Genomic DNA, 15428 nt, shown 5'->3' on the forward strand with positions numbered 1-15428 from the left:
TCAGAAGTGTTTCATATGCGCGCGAAGGCGATCCAGGGGTGTGGCGACTCGGCGTACGCCACATGAACATTGGGTGAACACGCCCGGTTTACTGAATGAAACCCCAGTTCAGTGGTGTTCTTCATAGCATGTCCGTTTCGACAGAATCCTCAGCTCAGCCTCAGAATCAGTACTCATGAGCGCAGAAATGTTGATTCTTGTGCTGCTGGTCATCACAGCACTGGGACTCGACTTCACAAATGGCTTCCACGACACCGGAAATGCAATGGCGACGTCGATCGCCACCGGCGCGCTGAAGCCCAAAACCGCGGTGAGCATCGCCGCGATACTGAACTTGGTCGGCGCGTTCCTCTCGGTGGAGGTCGCCGCGACCATCACCAAGGACGTGCTCAAGATCCAGCAGACGAGCGGTGAGGACAAGGGCGATCTCATCGCCGGTCTGAATGCCGAGACTGCGATAATCATCATCTTCGCCGGCCTCATCGGCGGCATCCTCTGGAACCTCTTCACCTGGCTGTTCGGTCTGCCTTCCAGCTCATCGCACGCCCTGTTCGGCGGACTGATCGGCTCGGGCATGGCAGCGATCGGCACCTCCGGCGTCAACTGGGACGGCATCACGTCGAAGATCCTGATCCCCGCTCTGATGGCCCCGATCATCGCCTGCGTGGTGGCTGCCGTTGGCACCTGGGTGATCTACGCACTCACCAAGAAGGTTGCGGAAAACAAGAAGGCACAAGGCTTTCGGGCCGGCCAGATCGCCTCGGCCTCCTTGGTCTCTCTCGCCCACGGCACCGGAGATGCCCAGAAGACGATGGGCGTCATCGCGATGGCGTTGATCGCCAGCGGCCACCTCGACGCATCGAGCGTGGAGCACGGCCTCCCGTTCTGGATCGTCTTCAGCTGTGCAGCGGCCATCGCCATCGGCACCTACCTGGGTGGCTGGCGCATCATCCGCACCCTGGGCAAGGGCCTGGTCGAGATCGAGTCGCCCCAGGGCATGGCCGCTGAAGCCTCTTCTGCGGCAATCATTCTCACCTCCAGCGCCGCAGGTATGGCGTTGTCGACCACCCAGGTCGCCACCGGATCGATCCTCGGTTCGGGCGTCGGCAAGAAGGGCGCCACAGTCCGCTGGTCGGTGGCCGGCCGGATGGCAGTGGCCTGGATCGTCACCCTGCCGTCGGCGGGTCTTGTGGGCGCCTTGAGCTACTACGTGGCCGACATCATCGGCGGCGCAGCCGGAGCAGTGGTCATCTTCCTCGTCCTGGTCGCACTCGCCGGGTACATGTACTGGCGTGCACAGCAACAGAAAGTGGACGCCAACAACGTCAACGACGAGTGGGACGAGAAGACCGGCAGCATCGTCCCGCCCGAGACTGCCGCCGCCCGCGCTGAAACCGAGAAGGTGTGATCGATGGAAACCGTTGAGGCAATCTTCAAGGTCCTGGTGGTCGGGCTCATCCTCGGTGCCGGACTGCCTGCGATCTTCGCGGTCGGGTTGCGTCTGCACTCTGCGGGTGCGGGCGACAACCACGCCGACGGCACAGCATCCTCGGGCAACCCGGCTCTGAAATACGTTGCGTACCTGCTGTTCGCCTTCATCGCGGCCGTCATCGTCACCGGAATCCTGTGGATCACCCGCGAGACGATCGACTACTACTTCGGCATCACCCTCTTCCCCTTCGCCGAGTGAGAGACGCGTCCCGATGACAACGAGCACGCAGCACGAGAACCCTTTCGAGGCGGTCTTGAACTGGCTGCGCAGCGGTTACCCCGATGGGATCCCGCCCCGCGACTACCACCCCGTGCTGGCTCTGCTCCGTCGATCACTGACCGATGAGCAGCTCGACAAAGTGGTTGACAACCTGCACGACCAGATCTCGGGTCCGGCACCCACCACAGCGGAGATCCGTGCCGCCGTGGCCGAGGTGACCCGTGTCGAACCCGACAGCGAAGAGGTGCAACGTGTTTCGGCCCGCCTCGCCGCTGCCGGATGGCCATTGGCCAACCCCTGACCGTTTCGGACCGATCGACCCGGACGCGACCTGCAGGTGGTCGCAGTAGAATCTGGTCGGCTGGTCCGTCGCTGTTCGTCGATGGTTTTGATGCCCGGAAGGAGGCGTAGTGGATCGCCCGCAGTTCTTGATGAGAGTCGTCAACTGGCTACGCGCCGGGTACCCGAACGGTGTGCCGTCCGGCGACTACGTCCCGCTGGTGGCGTTGTTGCGCCGACAGTTGTCCGAGGACGAGGTGAAGGCAGTCTCACGAGAGTTGATTCACCAGGGCCAGGTGACCAACGAGGGGCCTGAACCCATCAAGGCAGTGGACGCCGGGGTGCTCATCACCAAGATCACCGACGAACTGCCGTTCGAAGCCGACGTCGCCCGGATCCGCGCGCATCTGGAGGAGCAGGGGTGGCCGTTCGACCCCGCCCCGACCCCCGAGCAGCCGGGTGATGATCGACCCCGTGGCTGACCGACGTCCGCTCGAACCACTGCCACTGTCGGCCGCATCTACGAATACTGATGCGCTGCAACGACTTCTGGATGGCGAAGGCTCCTACCTACCGGTGCCCACCCACGACGAGGCCGAAACCCGGCGGCTCACTGCGGCTCTCGGCGCGGGCGAACCGATCGACGACGATGTGGCGCTGGTGGTCGCGACGTCGGGCACCACGGGCACCCCGAAAGGCGCCATGCATTCCGCTGCTTCGGTGAAGGCCTCGATCGATGCCACACACGAGTACCTCGGCGGGCCGGGGGCGTGGTTGCTGGCCTTGCCTCCTCATCACATCGCGGGGCTGCAGGTGTTGCTGCGGAGCATGCGGGCCGGATTCGATCCGGTGACGCTCGATGTTGCCGATGGATTCGACCCGGTCGACCTCATCGCCGGGGTGGACAAGTTGCCAGGCCCGCGTCGATACACCTCGCTGGTGCCCACCCAGCTCATCAAGGTGCTCGCCGACCCGTCGGCTGTGGCCGCCCTGCGCGGCGTGGACGCCGTCCTGGTGGGCGGGGCCGCCACCCCGGCGCCGCTACGCGAACGAGCGATCGACGCCGGCATCCCGATCGTGCGCACCTACGGGATGAGCGAGACCTGCGGCGGTTGCGTCTACGACGGCCGGCCTCTGCCCGGGGTCCGGATTCGTATCGACGGCTCACCGTCGGGCCGGGTGCAGCTGGGCGGACCGATGGTCGCCTCCGGCTATCGAGGCCGTCCAGATCATCCTGCATTCGCCGAACCCGGATGGTTCCGCACCGACGATCTCGGCACCCTGAACGCCGACGGGTCGCTGTCGATACTGGGCCGCGCCGACGAAGCGATCAGCTCCGGGGGCCTCACCATCGTTCCGCAGGTGGTCGAGGCCGCCCTGCTCACCGATCCTGCGGTCAGCGAATGCGCGGTTCTCGGTTTACCCGACGAAAGGCTCGGGGAGCAGGTCGTCGCAGCGATTGTTCTTTCTCCCGGCGCATTGGCCACCACCGAAGATTTGCAGGAAGTCGTCGCGAAACAGCTGGACAAGACCGCCGTCCCCCGTCGAGTGTTCCTTGTCGATGACCTGCCCAGACGGGGCCCAGGCAAGGTGGATCGTGCGGCACTTCGCAGCCAACTGAGCGGGCGCGGCCGGTAATTCAGCGGTGGTTCGGAGGCCCGCGCCACGTCAAGAACCGACTGACTGGCGCCGCTTTCCGACCCCATTACGATTCGTGTTCTTTGTCACCCGTTCCCGACTGGTTGGGTGAAACTAACTATATGAATCGGGGGAACCGGCTAAAACAGCAGTGCGATGAATGAGCAGAGTTGTGACCGTGAACGGAAGATCGGTGTGGTGGAGGACTTCGAGTCCCAGCTCACCGGACTGGCTGCCATCATCAATGGTTCCGACGGTATGACGTTTGCCGCGGGGGCGAGCACCGTGGAAGGTTTGCTCAACATCACCACCGACCTCGATCTGGTGATCTTGGACCTGCGCCTCGAAGACGGTTCCACGCCAAAATCCAACGTCGAGCAATTGCACGCGGCCGGCATCAAGGTGCTGGTCTTCACCACGGCGGACTACCCCGACCTCGTTCGCGCCGCCACCGCTGCCGGCGTTCTCGGCGTGGTGCGCAAATCGGTACGCAACACCGAACTGGTGGAGGCCATCCGATCTGCAGCCGACGGGAACACCGTCGCGACGATGGACTGGGCTTCGGCCATCGACGCCGACCCGGCGCTGTCCGAGGTGAATCTCAGCCCGCGTCAGCGGCAGGTACTGGAGCTCTATGCGTCCGGTGAGCCTGCCAATCGCGTTGCATCGCTCACCGGTCTGTCCACCGAGACCGTCAACGTGTACTTGTCCCGGATCCGCCGCAAGTATGCCGATGCCGGTCGTCCGGCACCGACCAAGACCGATCTCTACAAACGCGCATTGGAGGACGGTTGGCTTCCGATACCGCGACTCTTCCGGCGCTGAACAGCACTCCGGCGACCGGTTTTGATCCGGAAGGCGGCGTATCAGCCGCCGACAAGATCTTCCGTCAGTTCTGCCGCTATCTCGGAATCGGCTACTGCCTCAGCTTCGTCGGGCTGAGCAGTGTCATCACGAGATCGCTCGACGTGGTCCCGATGTGGTGGACGGTGGCCACGCTGCTCTCCGTATACGGGTCGGCGATCGTGATGATCATTGCCTCGTTCCGACCGGATATTCGTGCCGTACGGGCCGCATCGAGTGCGGTGGTTATCGGCTACGCACTGACCATCGTCACGTGGCCACTGGTGTGGAATGGTGTGCAACTCGATGTGGCGCAGGGAATGTGGTTCACCCAGTTCAACGGGGTGGTCGCCTTCAGCGCTGCGCTGACCTGGCGCGTCCGGTGGTCGCTGCCCTACTGGCTCTTCGTCCTGGTCTCGGTGCAGTTCGTCAATGATGTGGTCCGCGTGTCGGACCACAGCAATCCGGTCGCTGTCGAGATCGCCTGGAGCTTCTGCCTCACGGCGATGCCTTACGCGATGGGAGTAGCCGCGATTCGCTCGGGACGCATCCTCGACACCACTCGGCACCAATCTGCCACTGCTGCTGCCGAAGCCGCTGCGGACGTTGCTCGCGCACATGAACGTTCGAGGTTCGATGCACTCACCCACGACGGCGTGATGGCCACGTTGCTGGCTGCCGCCCGCCACGACATGTCACCGGCACTGGTCGAACAGGCCACCGACACGCTCACCAAACTCGAGGTCCTTGAATCCGGGGTCCGGCAACAAGCCGAGTTCGACGTCGACGCTGCCATCAGTCAGTTACGCAGTGCCACCGGCGAAGTCGACGACTCGATCCGGTTGATCAGCTTCAACGGAACCGCCGATCCGGCCACCCGTTACCCGGGTACCGTCGTTCGGACGATGTCCGCAGCACTGGCCGAGGCCCTCCGCAACAGTGTTCAACACGCCGGGCCGGGTGCCCGCCGGTCGGTGCAGGTGAGGGCCGGCGACAATCTTCTCCGGGTGACGGTCGGCGACAACGGCCTCGGGTTCGATTCTGCGGCCGTTCCCGGCCACCGGCTCGGCCTCGCCGTCAGCGTCCGAGGACGAATGAAGCAATTGCCTGGTGGCTCAGCCGAAATCGCGTCACGGCCGGGCGAGGGCACTCGCATCGATTTGACATGGCGACGACCGCAATGAATCTCGCAACACCGACAGGTCCCACCGACGTCCGCGAGGTGCTGGGCTTGCACACCCGCCTGGCGCGGGGGTTGACGGGCGCGGTGGTGCTGGCGATGGCCTTCTGCGCGCTACAGAACACCGCCGGAGTGTCACCGATGTGGCCCGAGGTGGTCGCCGTTCTCATCATGGCCGCCGCGACCGTGGCCGTGGTCATGTTGCCGCACGACCCGCTACTTCATTCTGCGGCACTCGTCTTGGCGTTGTCGCCGCCCGTGGCCGCGGCGTTCCTGCTGTCGGTGGTGCCGGTGCCATTGGAGACATCGAATCAGATCTGGGTGTCCGGCTATTCGTCGATCATCTATGTGTTCATGTGTCTGCGCGGGCGCGCGCGATACGCGTGGTCGAGTATCGCCGTCACGGTTGGGGTCTACGGCGCCTGGGCGGCGCTCACCGAGCAGGGCTGGTGGACCGGAGCCACCACACCGATCTACAACTCGGGCGTGGTCGCGGTCGTAACCGTGCTCGCATTGGCCGTCCGCCCGACGATCCGTTCGATCTTCACTCTCCGACAGCAGTCGATGACGCGCGCGGCGGAGGCATCTGCCGTTGCGGCGGCCCAATCCGAGCGCAACGTCCGGCTACGCGAACTCGATCAACTCGCTCGCCCTCTGCTCGAACGGATCGCCGCGGGCACGCCTCTGTCGGATCATGAGCGGCAATCGTGCGAACTGCTCGAAGCTCATCTGCGCGATCAGCTTCGAGCACAAGCACTGGTGACCCCCTCGACGGCTGCGGCCGCACGCGCGGCTCGCGGTCGGGGCGTCGAGGTGTTGATGATCGACGACGGGGGCCTCGACGACGCGGACGCGACGGTCCGCGACCGCGCCAGCACCGTGGTCACCGATGCACTGGCCGAGGCGGGGGACGGGGACGTGCGCATTCGCGTGCTGCCACCCGGCCGGTCGACGGTCCTGTCCATTTATCGCAGTGGAGTTTCCGGAACCCGCCGCATAGACCTTGACAGATCAGGCAAGATGTCAAAAGGCAATCACATCGTGAAGTTTTCGAACTCCGATATTGAAGACGAATAGTTTGCAAGGCTCACGATGACCCCTATTCGTGTGACACCAAAAGATATATCTGTTGGGTTGTTGCCACTCGCGATAAGTTCTCCTGATGGGTCGGGGGACCCAAGTTCCGGCCTGTGGCCTGCCCGAGGAGTAGCTCTGCATTGGTGTTGCCGTTGACCGGTTCAAAACCCCTACCAGCCCCACCACTGACCGCCCGCGAAATAGAAATTCTGCGCGAATGGGTCATGCGCGAGTCAAAAGCGGAAGTGGCCAAAGCGCTGTTCATCACCCCCGCCACGGTGAGCACGCACGTGAATCGGATCAGACTGAAATACGCGTCGGTGGGTCGTCCGGCGAACACAAAGGCGGCATTGCTCGCCCGCGCTCTACAAGACGGTCACATCGATCTCGACGAGTTGTAAACGGTCTCGGTGTAATACCTGACTGTCTTGCTGCCGGGTGGTGAACTCACGACAGCACCTGGCAGCCCACGACAGCCGGTGTAAGGGCCACGACAGCGCGTCGGCGCAGAGTCTGTTCCATGAACACACCACTGCACACCGATGCGCCGGCCATCGAGGCCCGCGGATTGGTCAAACACTTCGGTTCCACCAAGGCCGTCGATGGCGTCGATCTGGTGGTTCCCACCGGATCGGTCTACGGAGTCCTTGGCCCCAACGGAGCAGGCAAGACCACCACCGTGCGTATGCTCGCCACCCTCCTCAAGCCCGACGAGGGCCAGGCGAAGATATTCGGGTACGACGTGACCGCCGACTCGGTCGCCGTACGCTCTCTGGTCGGCGTCACCGGCCAGTACGCGTCGGTCGACGAAGACCTTTCCGCCACCGAGAACCTCATCGTCTTCGGTCGCCTGCTCGGCAACAGTCGCCGGGCGTCGCGGCAACGGGCCCACGACCTGCTCGAGGAGTTCGGACTCACCGACGCCGCCAAACGACCACTCAAACAGTTCTCGGGCGGGATGCGTCGGCGACTCGACCTCGCTGCAAGCCTGATAGCCACTCCCCCACTGCTCTTCCTCGATGAACCGACCACCGGTCTCGACCCGCGTACCCGCGCACAGATGTGGGACACCATCCGGCGTCTCGTCGCCGGTGGGAGCACAGTGCTGCTCACCACCCAATACCTCGACGAGGCCGACCAACTCGCCGACCGCATCGCGGTGATCGACCACGGGCGGGTGATCGCCGATGGCACGGCGGACGAGCTGAAGAGCTCGGTCGGGTCGTCCACCCTGCAACTGACACCCGCCGACAAGTCGATGGCCCCGGCCGCAGCCGCGCTCATCGAGAGAATCCTGTCCGAACCGGCCACGCTCAGCGCGGAAGCCGGACGGATCACCGCCCCCATGGACCGCCCGGATCTTCTGCCCGACGTCCTCATCGCGTTGCGCGAGGAGGGCATCGCGATCGAAGGGCTGAACGTCCAGAAGCCAAGTCTCGACGAGGTCTTCCTCACCATCACCGGCAAACCCGCCGACCCCACTTCCGAGGAGCAAGCCGCATGACCACACTCATCGACAAACCCATCACCACCGCACCCACCAACACCACCGTCCCCGTCCGATCGGTCAGCGTCGCCGACGCCGTCAGGCAGTCGTTCACGATGGGCTACCGCGGTCTGCTCAAGATCCGCCACAACCCCGAGCAACTGTTCGACGTTGTGCTGCAACCGATCATCTTCACCCTGATGTTCACCTACATCTTCGGCGGCGCCCTCGCCGGCAGCGTGCACGACTACCTGCCGATCATCATTCCCGGCATCCTGGTGCAGACGGTGATCGTCACCAGCATCGTCACCGGCACCCAGCTACGTGAAGACATGGACAAAGGTGTCTTCGACCGCTTCCGGTCGCTCCCGATCGCTCGGATAAGCCCTTTGGCGGGTGCACTTCTCGCCGACGTCGTCCGCTACCTGATCGCCACCGTGATCACGTTTGTGGTGGGCATCGCGATGGGCTGGCGACCAGACGCCCTGGGCGTGCTCGGTGCGACCCTGCTCGTCATCACCTGCAGCTTCGCGGTGTCGTGGATCTTCGCGTTCATGGGCACCATCATGAAGAAAGCCTCTGCCGTACAGGGTATCTCCATGCTCATCCTGTTCCCGCTGACCTTCATGTCGAACGCCTTCGTCCAGCCGGAGACCATGCCCGGCTGGATGCAGTCCTTCGTCAACGTCAACCCCATCTCGCACCTGGTCAGCGCGGTCCGCGAACTGACCAACAACGGACATGTCGGCATGCACGTCGTCTGGTCACTCGTGGGTGCCGCCATCATCATCGTGATCATGGCTCCACTCACGGTGAAGTCGTACATGCGCAACGCCTAGACGTTGAGCCTCTTGATGATTGCCACGATGTCCCGCACGGCTTGCCTGCGGGACATCGTGGCAACCGCCGCCTCACCCGATCGCCACTCGTCGTCGCAGACACCGGACATCTCGAATCGACGGTCCATCGCTGACGCGAGTGTGGGGAAATCGCGGCGTCCACCCAGCCGTACGGCCAGGTGCAACAGCCTCACCCCGTCCGGTGAACCGGGCCTGCGCAGGCATGTCAACACCCCGCATCCCAGTGCAACCGAACCCATTTGCGGTAGGTCACCCATTCCACTGGGCCCAACCATGTGGTCGACGATCTTCGCGAGATCAACGAGGTACGGAGTGGCGCGGTCGACGGCGCCGTTGACCGCCATACCGCACACCGCCGTACTGATGATCATGGCAACAAACGGATCTTGCGCCGGCATGGGATGTTCGCTCAGCAACAGCCGAACTGCGCGCTCGTACAGGTTCGCCGCCGAGGTGGTCCTGTGGTCGTAGACCTCGAGCTCAGCCGCCGCGATGAGGATGCCGGCAGAGACCTCCGGATGCAGTTGCGGGTCGGGGTCACTGGGCTGCCAGCCGTCGGAGAGATCGGCGAACTCCGCCCGGGCTTCGTCGATCCGGCCAGATCCGATCAGAGCGGCCACCACGTACCCTCGCGCCTGCATACTGTCCTGCTCGGACCCGATCTCGTTCAGCAGATGAATTGCCTTGAAATAACTGTCGAGCGCCGCGTCGAAGTCACCGACCTGACCGTAGAGACTTCCGATCTCCATCCTGGACGCCGCGGCCATCCACAAGTCGTTTCGCTCCTCGGTGAGGGCCAGGTTCTCGACGGCGTCGCGCATGGCACCCTCGCGGTCGCCCACGTTCTCTCGGACGTTCACCCGCAACACCGCCGCCAGTATCTGAACGCGTGGGTTGGGACTGTCCCTGCCGATGACCAACATCCGCAGCGCGGACAACGGGTGGTGGGCGGTTGCAATCGCCGACGCGAAGTCCATCGGACGACGATTCGACAACTCGGGATCAAGAAGTCGCCGAAGCCGGGTTCGTGCGACAGCAAGCGACCGCAGATGTCGGGACATCAACAGATGTGCTGCCGCGAGAATGTAGGTGGCCTGGCGGTTCTCGCGCTCGAAGTCGGACATCGCCGCGATCTCCGCAGGCGTCTCTGCGGGCAGGGCCGCGACCACACGCGGACCCCACATCATCACCTCGGCGTGCAGACCACGGATGGCCCAATAGCCGGCGAGCACGGGAAAGCAGGTCACCACAGTCAATTCCGCGGCATCGGGGCGGTCATGCGGCTCGGGCTCCATGCAGCGACGCAGCACCCACACCAGATTGTCGGCCTCAGCAGCGATCGCCTTCAACGCCACCGGTTGCCGCCCGTTCTCGAACGGCTCCCGGACGTCTTCGGAAAACTTTCGGGCCCACCGAGCGATCGCCGAATTGACCTGGGCCTCTTCGCCGGCCGCAGCGATCTGTTCTTCGCCGAACTCCCGGACGGTCTCGAGCATGCGATAGCGAACGCCACCGTTCTCCACCACGTGCAGCAGGGACTGGTCGACAAGCGCATCGAGAACATCGTCGAGCTCGAAACCGCCTGCTCCCACCAGTTCCGAGGCCGCTTCACGCGAGAAACCACCGGGGAACCGGCACAGTCGACGCAGGGCAACCTGCGCCGCGTGGTCGAGTAGCTCCCAGCTCCACTCGATCACCGCGTGCAAGGTGCGATGACGCAGTGGCGACGAGCGACTACCCGCACTCAGCAGCGCAAAACGATCGGTCAATCTCTGGGAGACTTCGCCGACGGTCATCGTTCTCACCCTGGCGGCGGCCAGTTCGATCGCGAGCGGCAGACCGTCCAGCGCACGGCAGAGTGCCGCGACCTCACTGAGGTCGATCGCCACATCCGGGCGGATCGCATGTGCACGGGCGACGAACAGATCCGTTGCGGCCGAGCCCTTCTCGCCGACATCGAGGGTCGGGAGCTGATGGACGACCTCACTGCTGACCCGCAACGGCGATCTGCTGGTCGCCAGGATCCGTACCCCGTCTGCCGCCGCGATCAACTCGCTCGCGATGCGCGCGGCGGCGTCGACGACGTGCTCACAGTTGTCGAGGATGACCAGGGTGTCCGCGGTCAGGGCGTCGGCGAGCCGCGCACGCAGATCTGAGTACGCCACCCTCGGCCGTCCACCTGGACCAACGTCGGATTCGCCGACACCGAGAGTGCCCGCGACCGCGGCCAGCACGTCGTCGTCGCCGCGGACAGACGCCAATTCGACGAAGAAGACACGGGCGCCGTCGCCGGCGACGATGTGCCCGATCTTGTTCGCAATACGCGTCTTTCCCGCGCCTCCTGGCCCCTGCACGGTGACCATGCGTGAGGTCTCGAACAGCCGGCAGATCCTCGCGACATCGGCAGCGCGGCCGAACAACTCATTCGGTTCGGCCGACAATCCCACCGCCCTCACGGGGGCGGCACGACGTGCGGGCGACGGAGCAGTTCCCTGTCGGCTCACCAGATGCTGATGCAACGCAGCGAGTTCCGGCCCGGGGTCAGCGCCCAATTCGGCGGACAGTGAGCGCCGGATGCGGGCGAACACGGCGAGTGCCTCGGCGTCGCGGCCCAGTGCCGCCAGCGCCCGGATCACGGTGGTGTGGGCGGACTCATCGAGTGGATCAGCGTCGCATCGTTGCTGGGCGAGCGAGCGAGCCAGCTCGAAGTCGCCGTCTTCCAGAGCTTTACGTGATCGATAGGCGGCGATGTCGTCGTGGATCCGGTCAGCGGTCTGGCGGAGGGCGCGGGCCAGGTCATCGTCACCGAGGTCTTCGCCCGGATCCCCGCGCCACAGTGCCGCCGCGGTGTCGAGCGCCTCGGTCGACCCCTCGGCGACGAGAGATCTGGCGGCGAACACATCGATTGCATCGGCGGGGAGCGTGAGGCGGTAACCCCTCGGCCCGACCTCGATGGCGCCGTCGGGAAGTTGTGGTCGGAGCCTGGAGATCTGTGTGTGGAGTGCCGATTGCGGCGACCGAGGCAAGTCGTCGCCCCACACCCCGTCGATCAGTGCTGACTGCGATCGGTGGGTTCCGGGCATCAGCGCGAGCACCGTCAACAATCGCCGAGCGCGGATGCCCTGCACCGGTCGCATTTGTCCGTTTTGATCCGCAACAGCCACCGGTCCCAGCAGTCCGATGATCGGCGCTACTGTCACTGACGGCACATTTCCTCGCTGGTGATGAACAGATCGACGGCAAACCTGCAGGTCGGGGTCGCTTCTTACACACTAGTGGGTCCGGCGGACACCGGGGTCGAGCCCGTGCGCAAGGATGCTCTCATGGCTACCGCAGCGCAATGGTTCGAAGGAGCCAGACCCCGCACCTTCCCGAACGCGATCGCACCGGTGATCGCCGGCACCGGAGCCGCCGGCTGGCTCGACCAGATCATCTGGTGGAAGGCCGCGCTCGCACTGGTGGTGTCGGTGGCGTTGATCATCGGTGTGAACTTCGCCAACGACTATTCCGACGGCATTCGCGGCACCGACGACGACCGCGTGGGCCCGATGCGGCTCGTGGGGTCGAAAGCGGCGAGCCCGAAGTCGGTGAAGACCGCGGCGATCGCGGCGTTTGCGCTCGCGGGCGTCGCCGGTCTGGCACTGGCCCTCGCCAGTGCGTGGTGGCTCGTCCTGATCGGACTCGCCTGCATCGCAGCGGCCTGGTATTACACCGGCGGCCGTAATCCGTACGGCTACAGCGGCTTCGGTGAGGTCGCGGTGTTCGTCTTCTTCGGTCTGGTCGCAGTGCTCGGTACACAGTTCGTGCAGGCCGAGTCGGTCGACTGGGTGGGTCTTCTCTGCGCGATTGCGGTCGGGTGTTACTCGAGCGGCGTTCTCGTCGCCAACAATCTCCGCGACATCCCCACCGACACGGTGTCGGGCAAGAACACCCTCGCGGTTCGTCTCGGCGACAAACGCACGCGGGTGTTCCATACCGTCCTCGTTGTCATTCCGTCGGCGATCTCGCTGGTGCTCATCGCCGCGACCCCGTGGGCGTTGCTCGGACTGGTCGCCGCTCCGCTGGCCGTCAAGGCCAACGCACCCGTCCGGGCCGGCGCCGGAGGTCCGGCACTGATACCCGCCCTCGCCCTGACCGGGTTGGCGATGCTCCTGTGGTCCATCGGCACCGCGGCCGGCCTGCTGATCGGCTGACCCCGGCCCCCGGTTTTGGTGGGTTCGGGCGAGTAAACCCGCAGGTCACCCCCACCCGAACCCACCAAGATCGACTACTTGGCGGAGGCCGGCTGCAGTGCTGACCGCAAGGCCTCGACCGTGGTTGTCGACTCGATCAACGCCGTGGATGCGGCGTCGCCGGTCGCGAGGATGCCCAGCAGGACGTCCTCGGCCGTGATGTCGCGGTTCGCCTCTCGGGCGATGACGCCCGCATGGGTGATCGCCGACTTGGCGTCTTTCGAGAACTGTGGTCGGCGAGTGCGGCCACGCGGTCCGCGCCGGCCGCGGCCGCCCTCTCCTGGTCCTTCATATCCCGGTCCGTCATGACCCGGGCCGCCGTGTCCGGGTCCGCCCCGCCACGGTCCGCGCTCCCCGATGAAGGGACCTTCCCCGTCCGGTCGCACCCAAGGGCCGTCGACGTCGGGGCGCACCCACGGACCGCCCTCACCGCGTCGGCCCCGGGGCCCACCGTGTCGACGACCGTGCGGGCCGCGCTCTGACCGCTCGGCACGTTCGGGTCCACCCGGTCGTCCTCGGCCTCCGCGGCGTTTACCCCAGTTGTCAGTGATGTCGTCTCCGAAGGCGCCTTTGACCGCTTCGCGAACCTTGTCGAGGTCGATGCCGATGGCAGCAAGGGCATCGCGATCTTCGTCGATCCGGTCCTTGGCGGGATCGGAATCGGCGGCGTTGACCTCATGATGGGCCCGGACCACCTCGCGCGCCTGCGGCAAGGTCAAGCCCTGCTCACCAAGGATGCTGAAGGCGGAAAGCCTTGCATTGCAGAGCATTCCGAGGATGAGGTGGTCGTTGCCGAGTGTGGTGTGCCCGAGGTCGGCGGCCTCCTGATACGCAAAAGCCAGGGTTGTCCTGTTGTCACGTGTGAATTGGTGAAGCATGTTGTCTCGCTCTCTGATGCAGCGGCTGACTCTTACTCGCCGCGAAAGTGTTTTTGGTGTACAGCCTGGCGGCTCACCTGGAGTACGTCGGCAATCGCTTGCCAGCTCCACCCTTGTTGTCGGGCGTTGGCGACCTGGACGTCTTCGAGCCGGTCGGCCAACGTGCGCAGCGCCCGCACCGCCGCCAGCCCTTTGGCCGGATCGCGATCTGCAACTGCTGTGGTGATGTCGTCTTGGTTCTCCTGCACGACTGTCAAGTTATCCTGACAACGCAACGTTGTCAACATTTCTTGACGCAAGAATCGCCCCAGGTCCCCGGTTTTGGTGGGTTTGGGTGAGAGAAAGCCCAGGTCGTCATCACCATTTCCCACCACTTTCGGCTACGGCCAGCCGCGGGAGGCGAGTGCAGCCCGAAGCTGAATGACAAACTCATCGCGACCGGCCGTGATGTTGCGGGCTGTGACCGCGATGACCACCCACCCCGCTGCCCGTAGCCGATTCCATCGCTCCAGGTCTCGTGCGTGCTGTTCGCTCTCACGGTGATGAGCTCCGTCGTATTCGACGGCGACCTTGAGGCCAGGCCAGGCGATGTCGAGGCGATACCTGCCGCCCATCACCTCATGCTGCAGAACGAACCCCTCCAGACACTCGTCACACAGGATCAGCCGCAGGCGGGTCTCCCACGGTGATTCCGCGAGCGGGTTCACAAGTCGCAGTGCGGTGATGGCCTTGCCGATTCCCCAGTGGTTCTCCCACCGCTTGAGTTCGACTCTTATCTCGTCGAGCATTGTCGGCCTCAGACGAACCATGCCATCCAAAGCCGATACGGCATCCTCCCGCGAGTTGAATCGCCCGAGGTCAATCCCTGTGCGGGCAAGCGAGGTGAGCCGGACGCCGTCGATGTCGACGATGTCATCGTGGTCGATCTGCACTCTGCGGACACAGATTCCGTCATACCGCCGGTTGCCCTCGATCGGCGCCGTGATCTCGGGCTGTGCGCCGTCCGGGCGGAAGGGATTGCCCCAGAAGTCGGCTGCTGACCAACCGCACAACACGGCGTCCTCGTGGACCATGCCGGCCGCGATCGAGTGCGTTCGAAACGTCAACGGCTGGTCGTTTCGGAGCCACACGCCCCGCGCGACACTGCGATACTCGAGGCGAAGTTCATGCCGCGACATCACGGTCAGCAGGTCCGTCGCGCGCGCCGGTCCGGTCGGTAATTCCCCCATGCGGAAAGTCTGCAC

General features: G+C 64.7%; 16 protein-coding genes. 12 read left to right on the forward strand and 4 right to left on the reverse strand.

All coding sequences use genetic code 11. The features are described 5' to 3' along the window. The first annotated feature begins 175 nt into the window (after positions 1–175). The 11 genes from MVA47_RS23620 (at position 176) to MVA47_RS23670 (ending at position 9053) form a co-directional block, all read left to right on the forward strand. The gene (locus tag MVA47_RS23620; protein ID WP_247210102.1) at positions 176–1408 is read left to right on the forward strand and encodes an inorganic phosphate transporter; all 1233 of its coding nucleotides are present in this window, start codon (positions 176–178) and stop codon (positions 1406–1408) included. 3 nt (positions 1409–1411) lie between these two features. Further along, entirely contained in the window at positions 1412–1690 is a 279-nt protein-coding gene (locus tag MVA47_RS23625) for a hypothetical protein (RefSeq protein WP_030165443.1), read from the forward strand. A gap of 13 nt (positions 1691–1703) precedes the next feature. Continuing rightward, positions 1704–2012 carry a DUF3349 domain-containing protein gene (locus MVA47_RS23630; RefSeq protein WP_247210103.1) on the forward strand — a complete coding sequence of 103 codons (309 nt, stop codon included), beginning with the start codon at positions 1704–1706 and terminating at the stop codon, positions 2010–2012. A gap of 109 nt (positions 2013–2121) precedes the next feature. Continuing rightward, on the forward strand, positions 2122–2472 hold the full coding sequence (locus MVA47_RS23635) for a DUF3349 domain-containing protein (RefSeq protein WP_099383746.1): 351 nt from the start codon (positions 2122–2124) through the stop codon (positions 2470–2472). 19 nt (positions 2473–2491) lie between these two features. Then, positions 2492–3628, forward strand: coding sequence for an o-succinylbenzoate--CoA ligase (gene menE, locus MVA47_RS23640; protein ID WP_247211044.1), 1137 nt, complete (start codon positions 2492–2494; stop codon positions 3626–3628). Positions 3629–3784: 156 nt separating this feature from the next. After that, on the forward strand, positions 3785–4453 hold the full coding sequence (locus tag MVA47_RS23645; RefSeq protein WP_247210104.1) for a response regulator transcription factor: 669 nt from the start codon (positions 3785–3787) through the stop codon (positions 4451–4453). Further along, positions 4420–5655 carry a sensor histidine kinase gene (locus MVA47_RS23650; RefSeq protein WP_247210105.1) on the forward strand — a complete coding sequence of 412 codons (1236 nt, stop codon included), beginning with the start codon at positions 4420–4422 and terminating at the stop codon, positions 5653–5655. The genes MVA47_RS23645 and MVA47_RS23650 overlap by 34 nt, the downstream gene beginning before the upstream one ends. Continuing rightward, positions 5637–6728, forward strand: coding sequence for a hypothetical protein (locus MVA47_RS23655; RefSeq protein WP_247210106.1), 1092 nt, complete (start codon positions 5637–5639; stop codon positions 6726–6728). Before MVA47_RS23650 ends, MVA47_RS23655 begins: the two co-directional genes overlap by 19 nt. 143 nt (positions 6729–6871) lie before the next feature. Beyond that, the gene (locus MVA47_RS23660) at positions 6872–7129 is read left to right on the forward strand and encodes a response regulator transcription factor (protein ID WP_247210107.1); all 258 of its coding nucleotides are present in this window, start codon (positions 6872–6874) and stop codon (positions 7127–7129) included. A 119-nt stretch (positions 7130–7248) separates the two neighbouring features. After that, the gene (locus tag MVA47_RS23665) at positions 7249–8232 is read left to right on the forward strand and encodes an ATP-binding cassette domain-containing protein (RefSeq protein ID WP_247210108.1); all 984 of its coding nucleotides are present in this window, start codon (positions 7249–7251) and stop codon (positions 8230–8232) included. Beyond that, a complete protein-coding gene (locus MVA47_RS23670; protein ID WP_247210109.1) occupies positions 8229–9053 on the forward strand; it encodes an ABC transporter permease in 825 nt (274 codons plus the stop codon). The genes MVA47_RS23665 and MVA47_RS23670 overlap by 4 nt, the downstream gene beginning before the upstream one ends. On the opposite strand, the gene MVA47_RS23675 is transcribed toward MVA47_RS23670, so the two are convergent. Next, positions 9050–12274: a BTAD domain-containing putative transcriptional regulator gene (locus MVA47_RS23675; protein ID WP_247210110.1), complete on the reverse strand. Its 3225-nt coding sequence runs from the start codon at positions 12272–12274 to the stop codon at positions 9050–9052. The two genes, MVA47_RS23670 and MVA47_RS23675, sit on opposite strands and share 4 nt — an antisense overlap. 123 nt (positions 12275–12397) lie before the next feature. Here MVA47_RS23675 and MVA47_RS23680 point away from each other — a divergent pair, with 123 nt between their 5' ends. Continuing rightward, entirely contained in the window at positions 12398–13267 is an 870-nt protein-coding gene (locus MVA47_RS23680; protein WP_247210111.1) for a 1,4-dihydroxy-2-naphthoate polyprenyltransferase, read from the forward strand. Between the two features lie 74 nt (positions 13268–13341). On the opposite strand, the gene MVA47_RS23685 is transcribed toward MVA47_RS23680, so the two are convergent. From MVA47_RS23685 to MVA47_RS23695, 3 genes are all read right to left on the reverse strand, one after another. Continuing rightward, positions 13342–14184: a Clp protease N-terminal domain-containing protein gene (locus MVA47_RS23685; protein ID WP_247210112.1), complete on the reverse strand. Its 843-nt coding sequence runs from the start codon at positions 14182–14184 to the stop codon at positions 13342–13344. 32 nt (positions 14185–14216) lie between these two features. Beyond that, a complete protein-coding gene (locus tag MVA47_RS23690) occupies positions 14217–14432 on the reverse strand; it encodes a hypothetical protein (RefSeq protein WP_023961410.1) in 216 nt (71 codons plus the stop codon). A gap of 132 nt (positions 14433–14564) precedes the next feature. Continuing rightward, on the reverse strand, positions 14565–15413 hold the full coding sequence (locus MVA47_RS23695) for an endonuclease domain-containing protein (RefSeq protein WP_247210113.1): 849 nt from the start codon (positions 15411–15413) through the stop codon (positions 14565–14567). Between the last annotated feature and the right edge of the window lie 15 nt (positions 15414–15428).

Origin of the sequence: Williamsia sp. DF01-3, from assembly GCF_023051145.1 — a bacterium.
In the GTDB taxonomy this organism is placed as follows: Bacteria; Actinomycetota; Actinomycetes; order Mycobacteriales; family Mycobacteriaceae; genus Williamsia.

Bases quoted from the DNA above. Each gene is read 5' to 3' on its own strand.
- MVA47_RS23620 (WP_247210102.1), top strand. From the start codon at position 176: ATGAGCGCAGAAATGTTGATTCTTGTGCTGCTGGTCATCACAGCACTG.
- MVA47_RS23625 (WP_030165443.1), top strand. From the start codon at position 1,412: ATGGAAACCGTTGAGGCAATCTTCAAGGTCCTGGTGGTCGGGCTCATC.
- MVA47_RS23630 (WP_247210103.1), top strand. From the start codon at position 1,704: ATGACAACGAGCACGCAGCACGAGAACCCTTTCGAGGCGGTCTTGAAC.
- MVA47_RS23645 (WP_247210104.1), top strand. From the start codon at position 3,785: ATGAATGAGCAGAGTTGTGACCGTGAACGGAAGATCGGTGTGGTGGAG.
- MVA47_RS23655 (WP_247210106.1), top strand. From the start codon at position 5,637: ATGGCGACGACCGCAATGAATCTCGCAACACCGACAGGTCCCACCGAC.
- MVA47_RS23665 (WP_247210108.1), top strand. From the start codon at position 7,249: ATGAACACACCACTGCACACCGATGCGCCGGCCATCGAGGCCCGCGGA.
- MVA47_RS23670 (WP_247210109.1), top strand. From the start codon at position 8,229: ATGACCACACTCATCGACAAACCCATCACCACCGCACCCACCAACACC.
- MVA47_RS23680 (WP_247210111.1), top strand. From the start codon at position 12,398: ATGGCTACCGCAGCGCAATGGTTCGAAGGAGCCAGACCCCGCACCTTC.
- MVA47_RS23685 (WP_247210112.1), bottom strand. From the start codon at position 14,184: ATGCTTCACCAATTCACACGTGACAACAGGACAACCCTGGCTTTTGCG.
- MVA47_RS23695 (WP_247210113.1), bottom strand. From the start codon at position 15,413: ATGGGGGAATTACCGACCGGACCGGCGCGCGCGACGGACCTGCTGACC.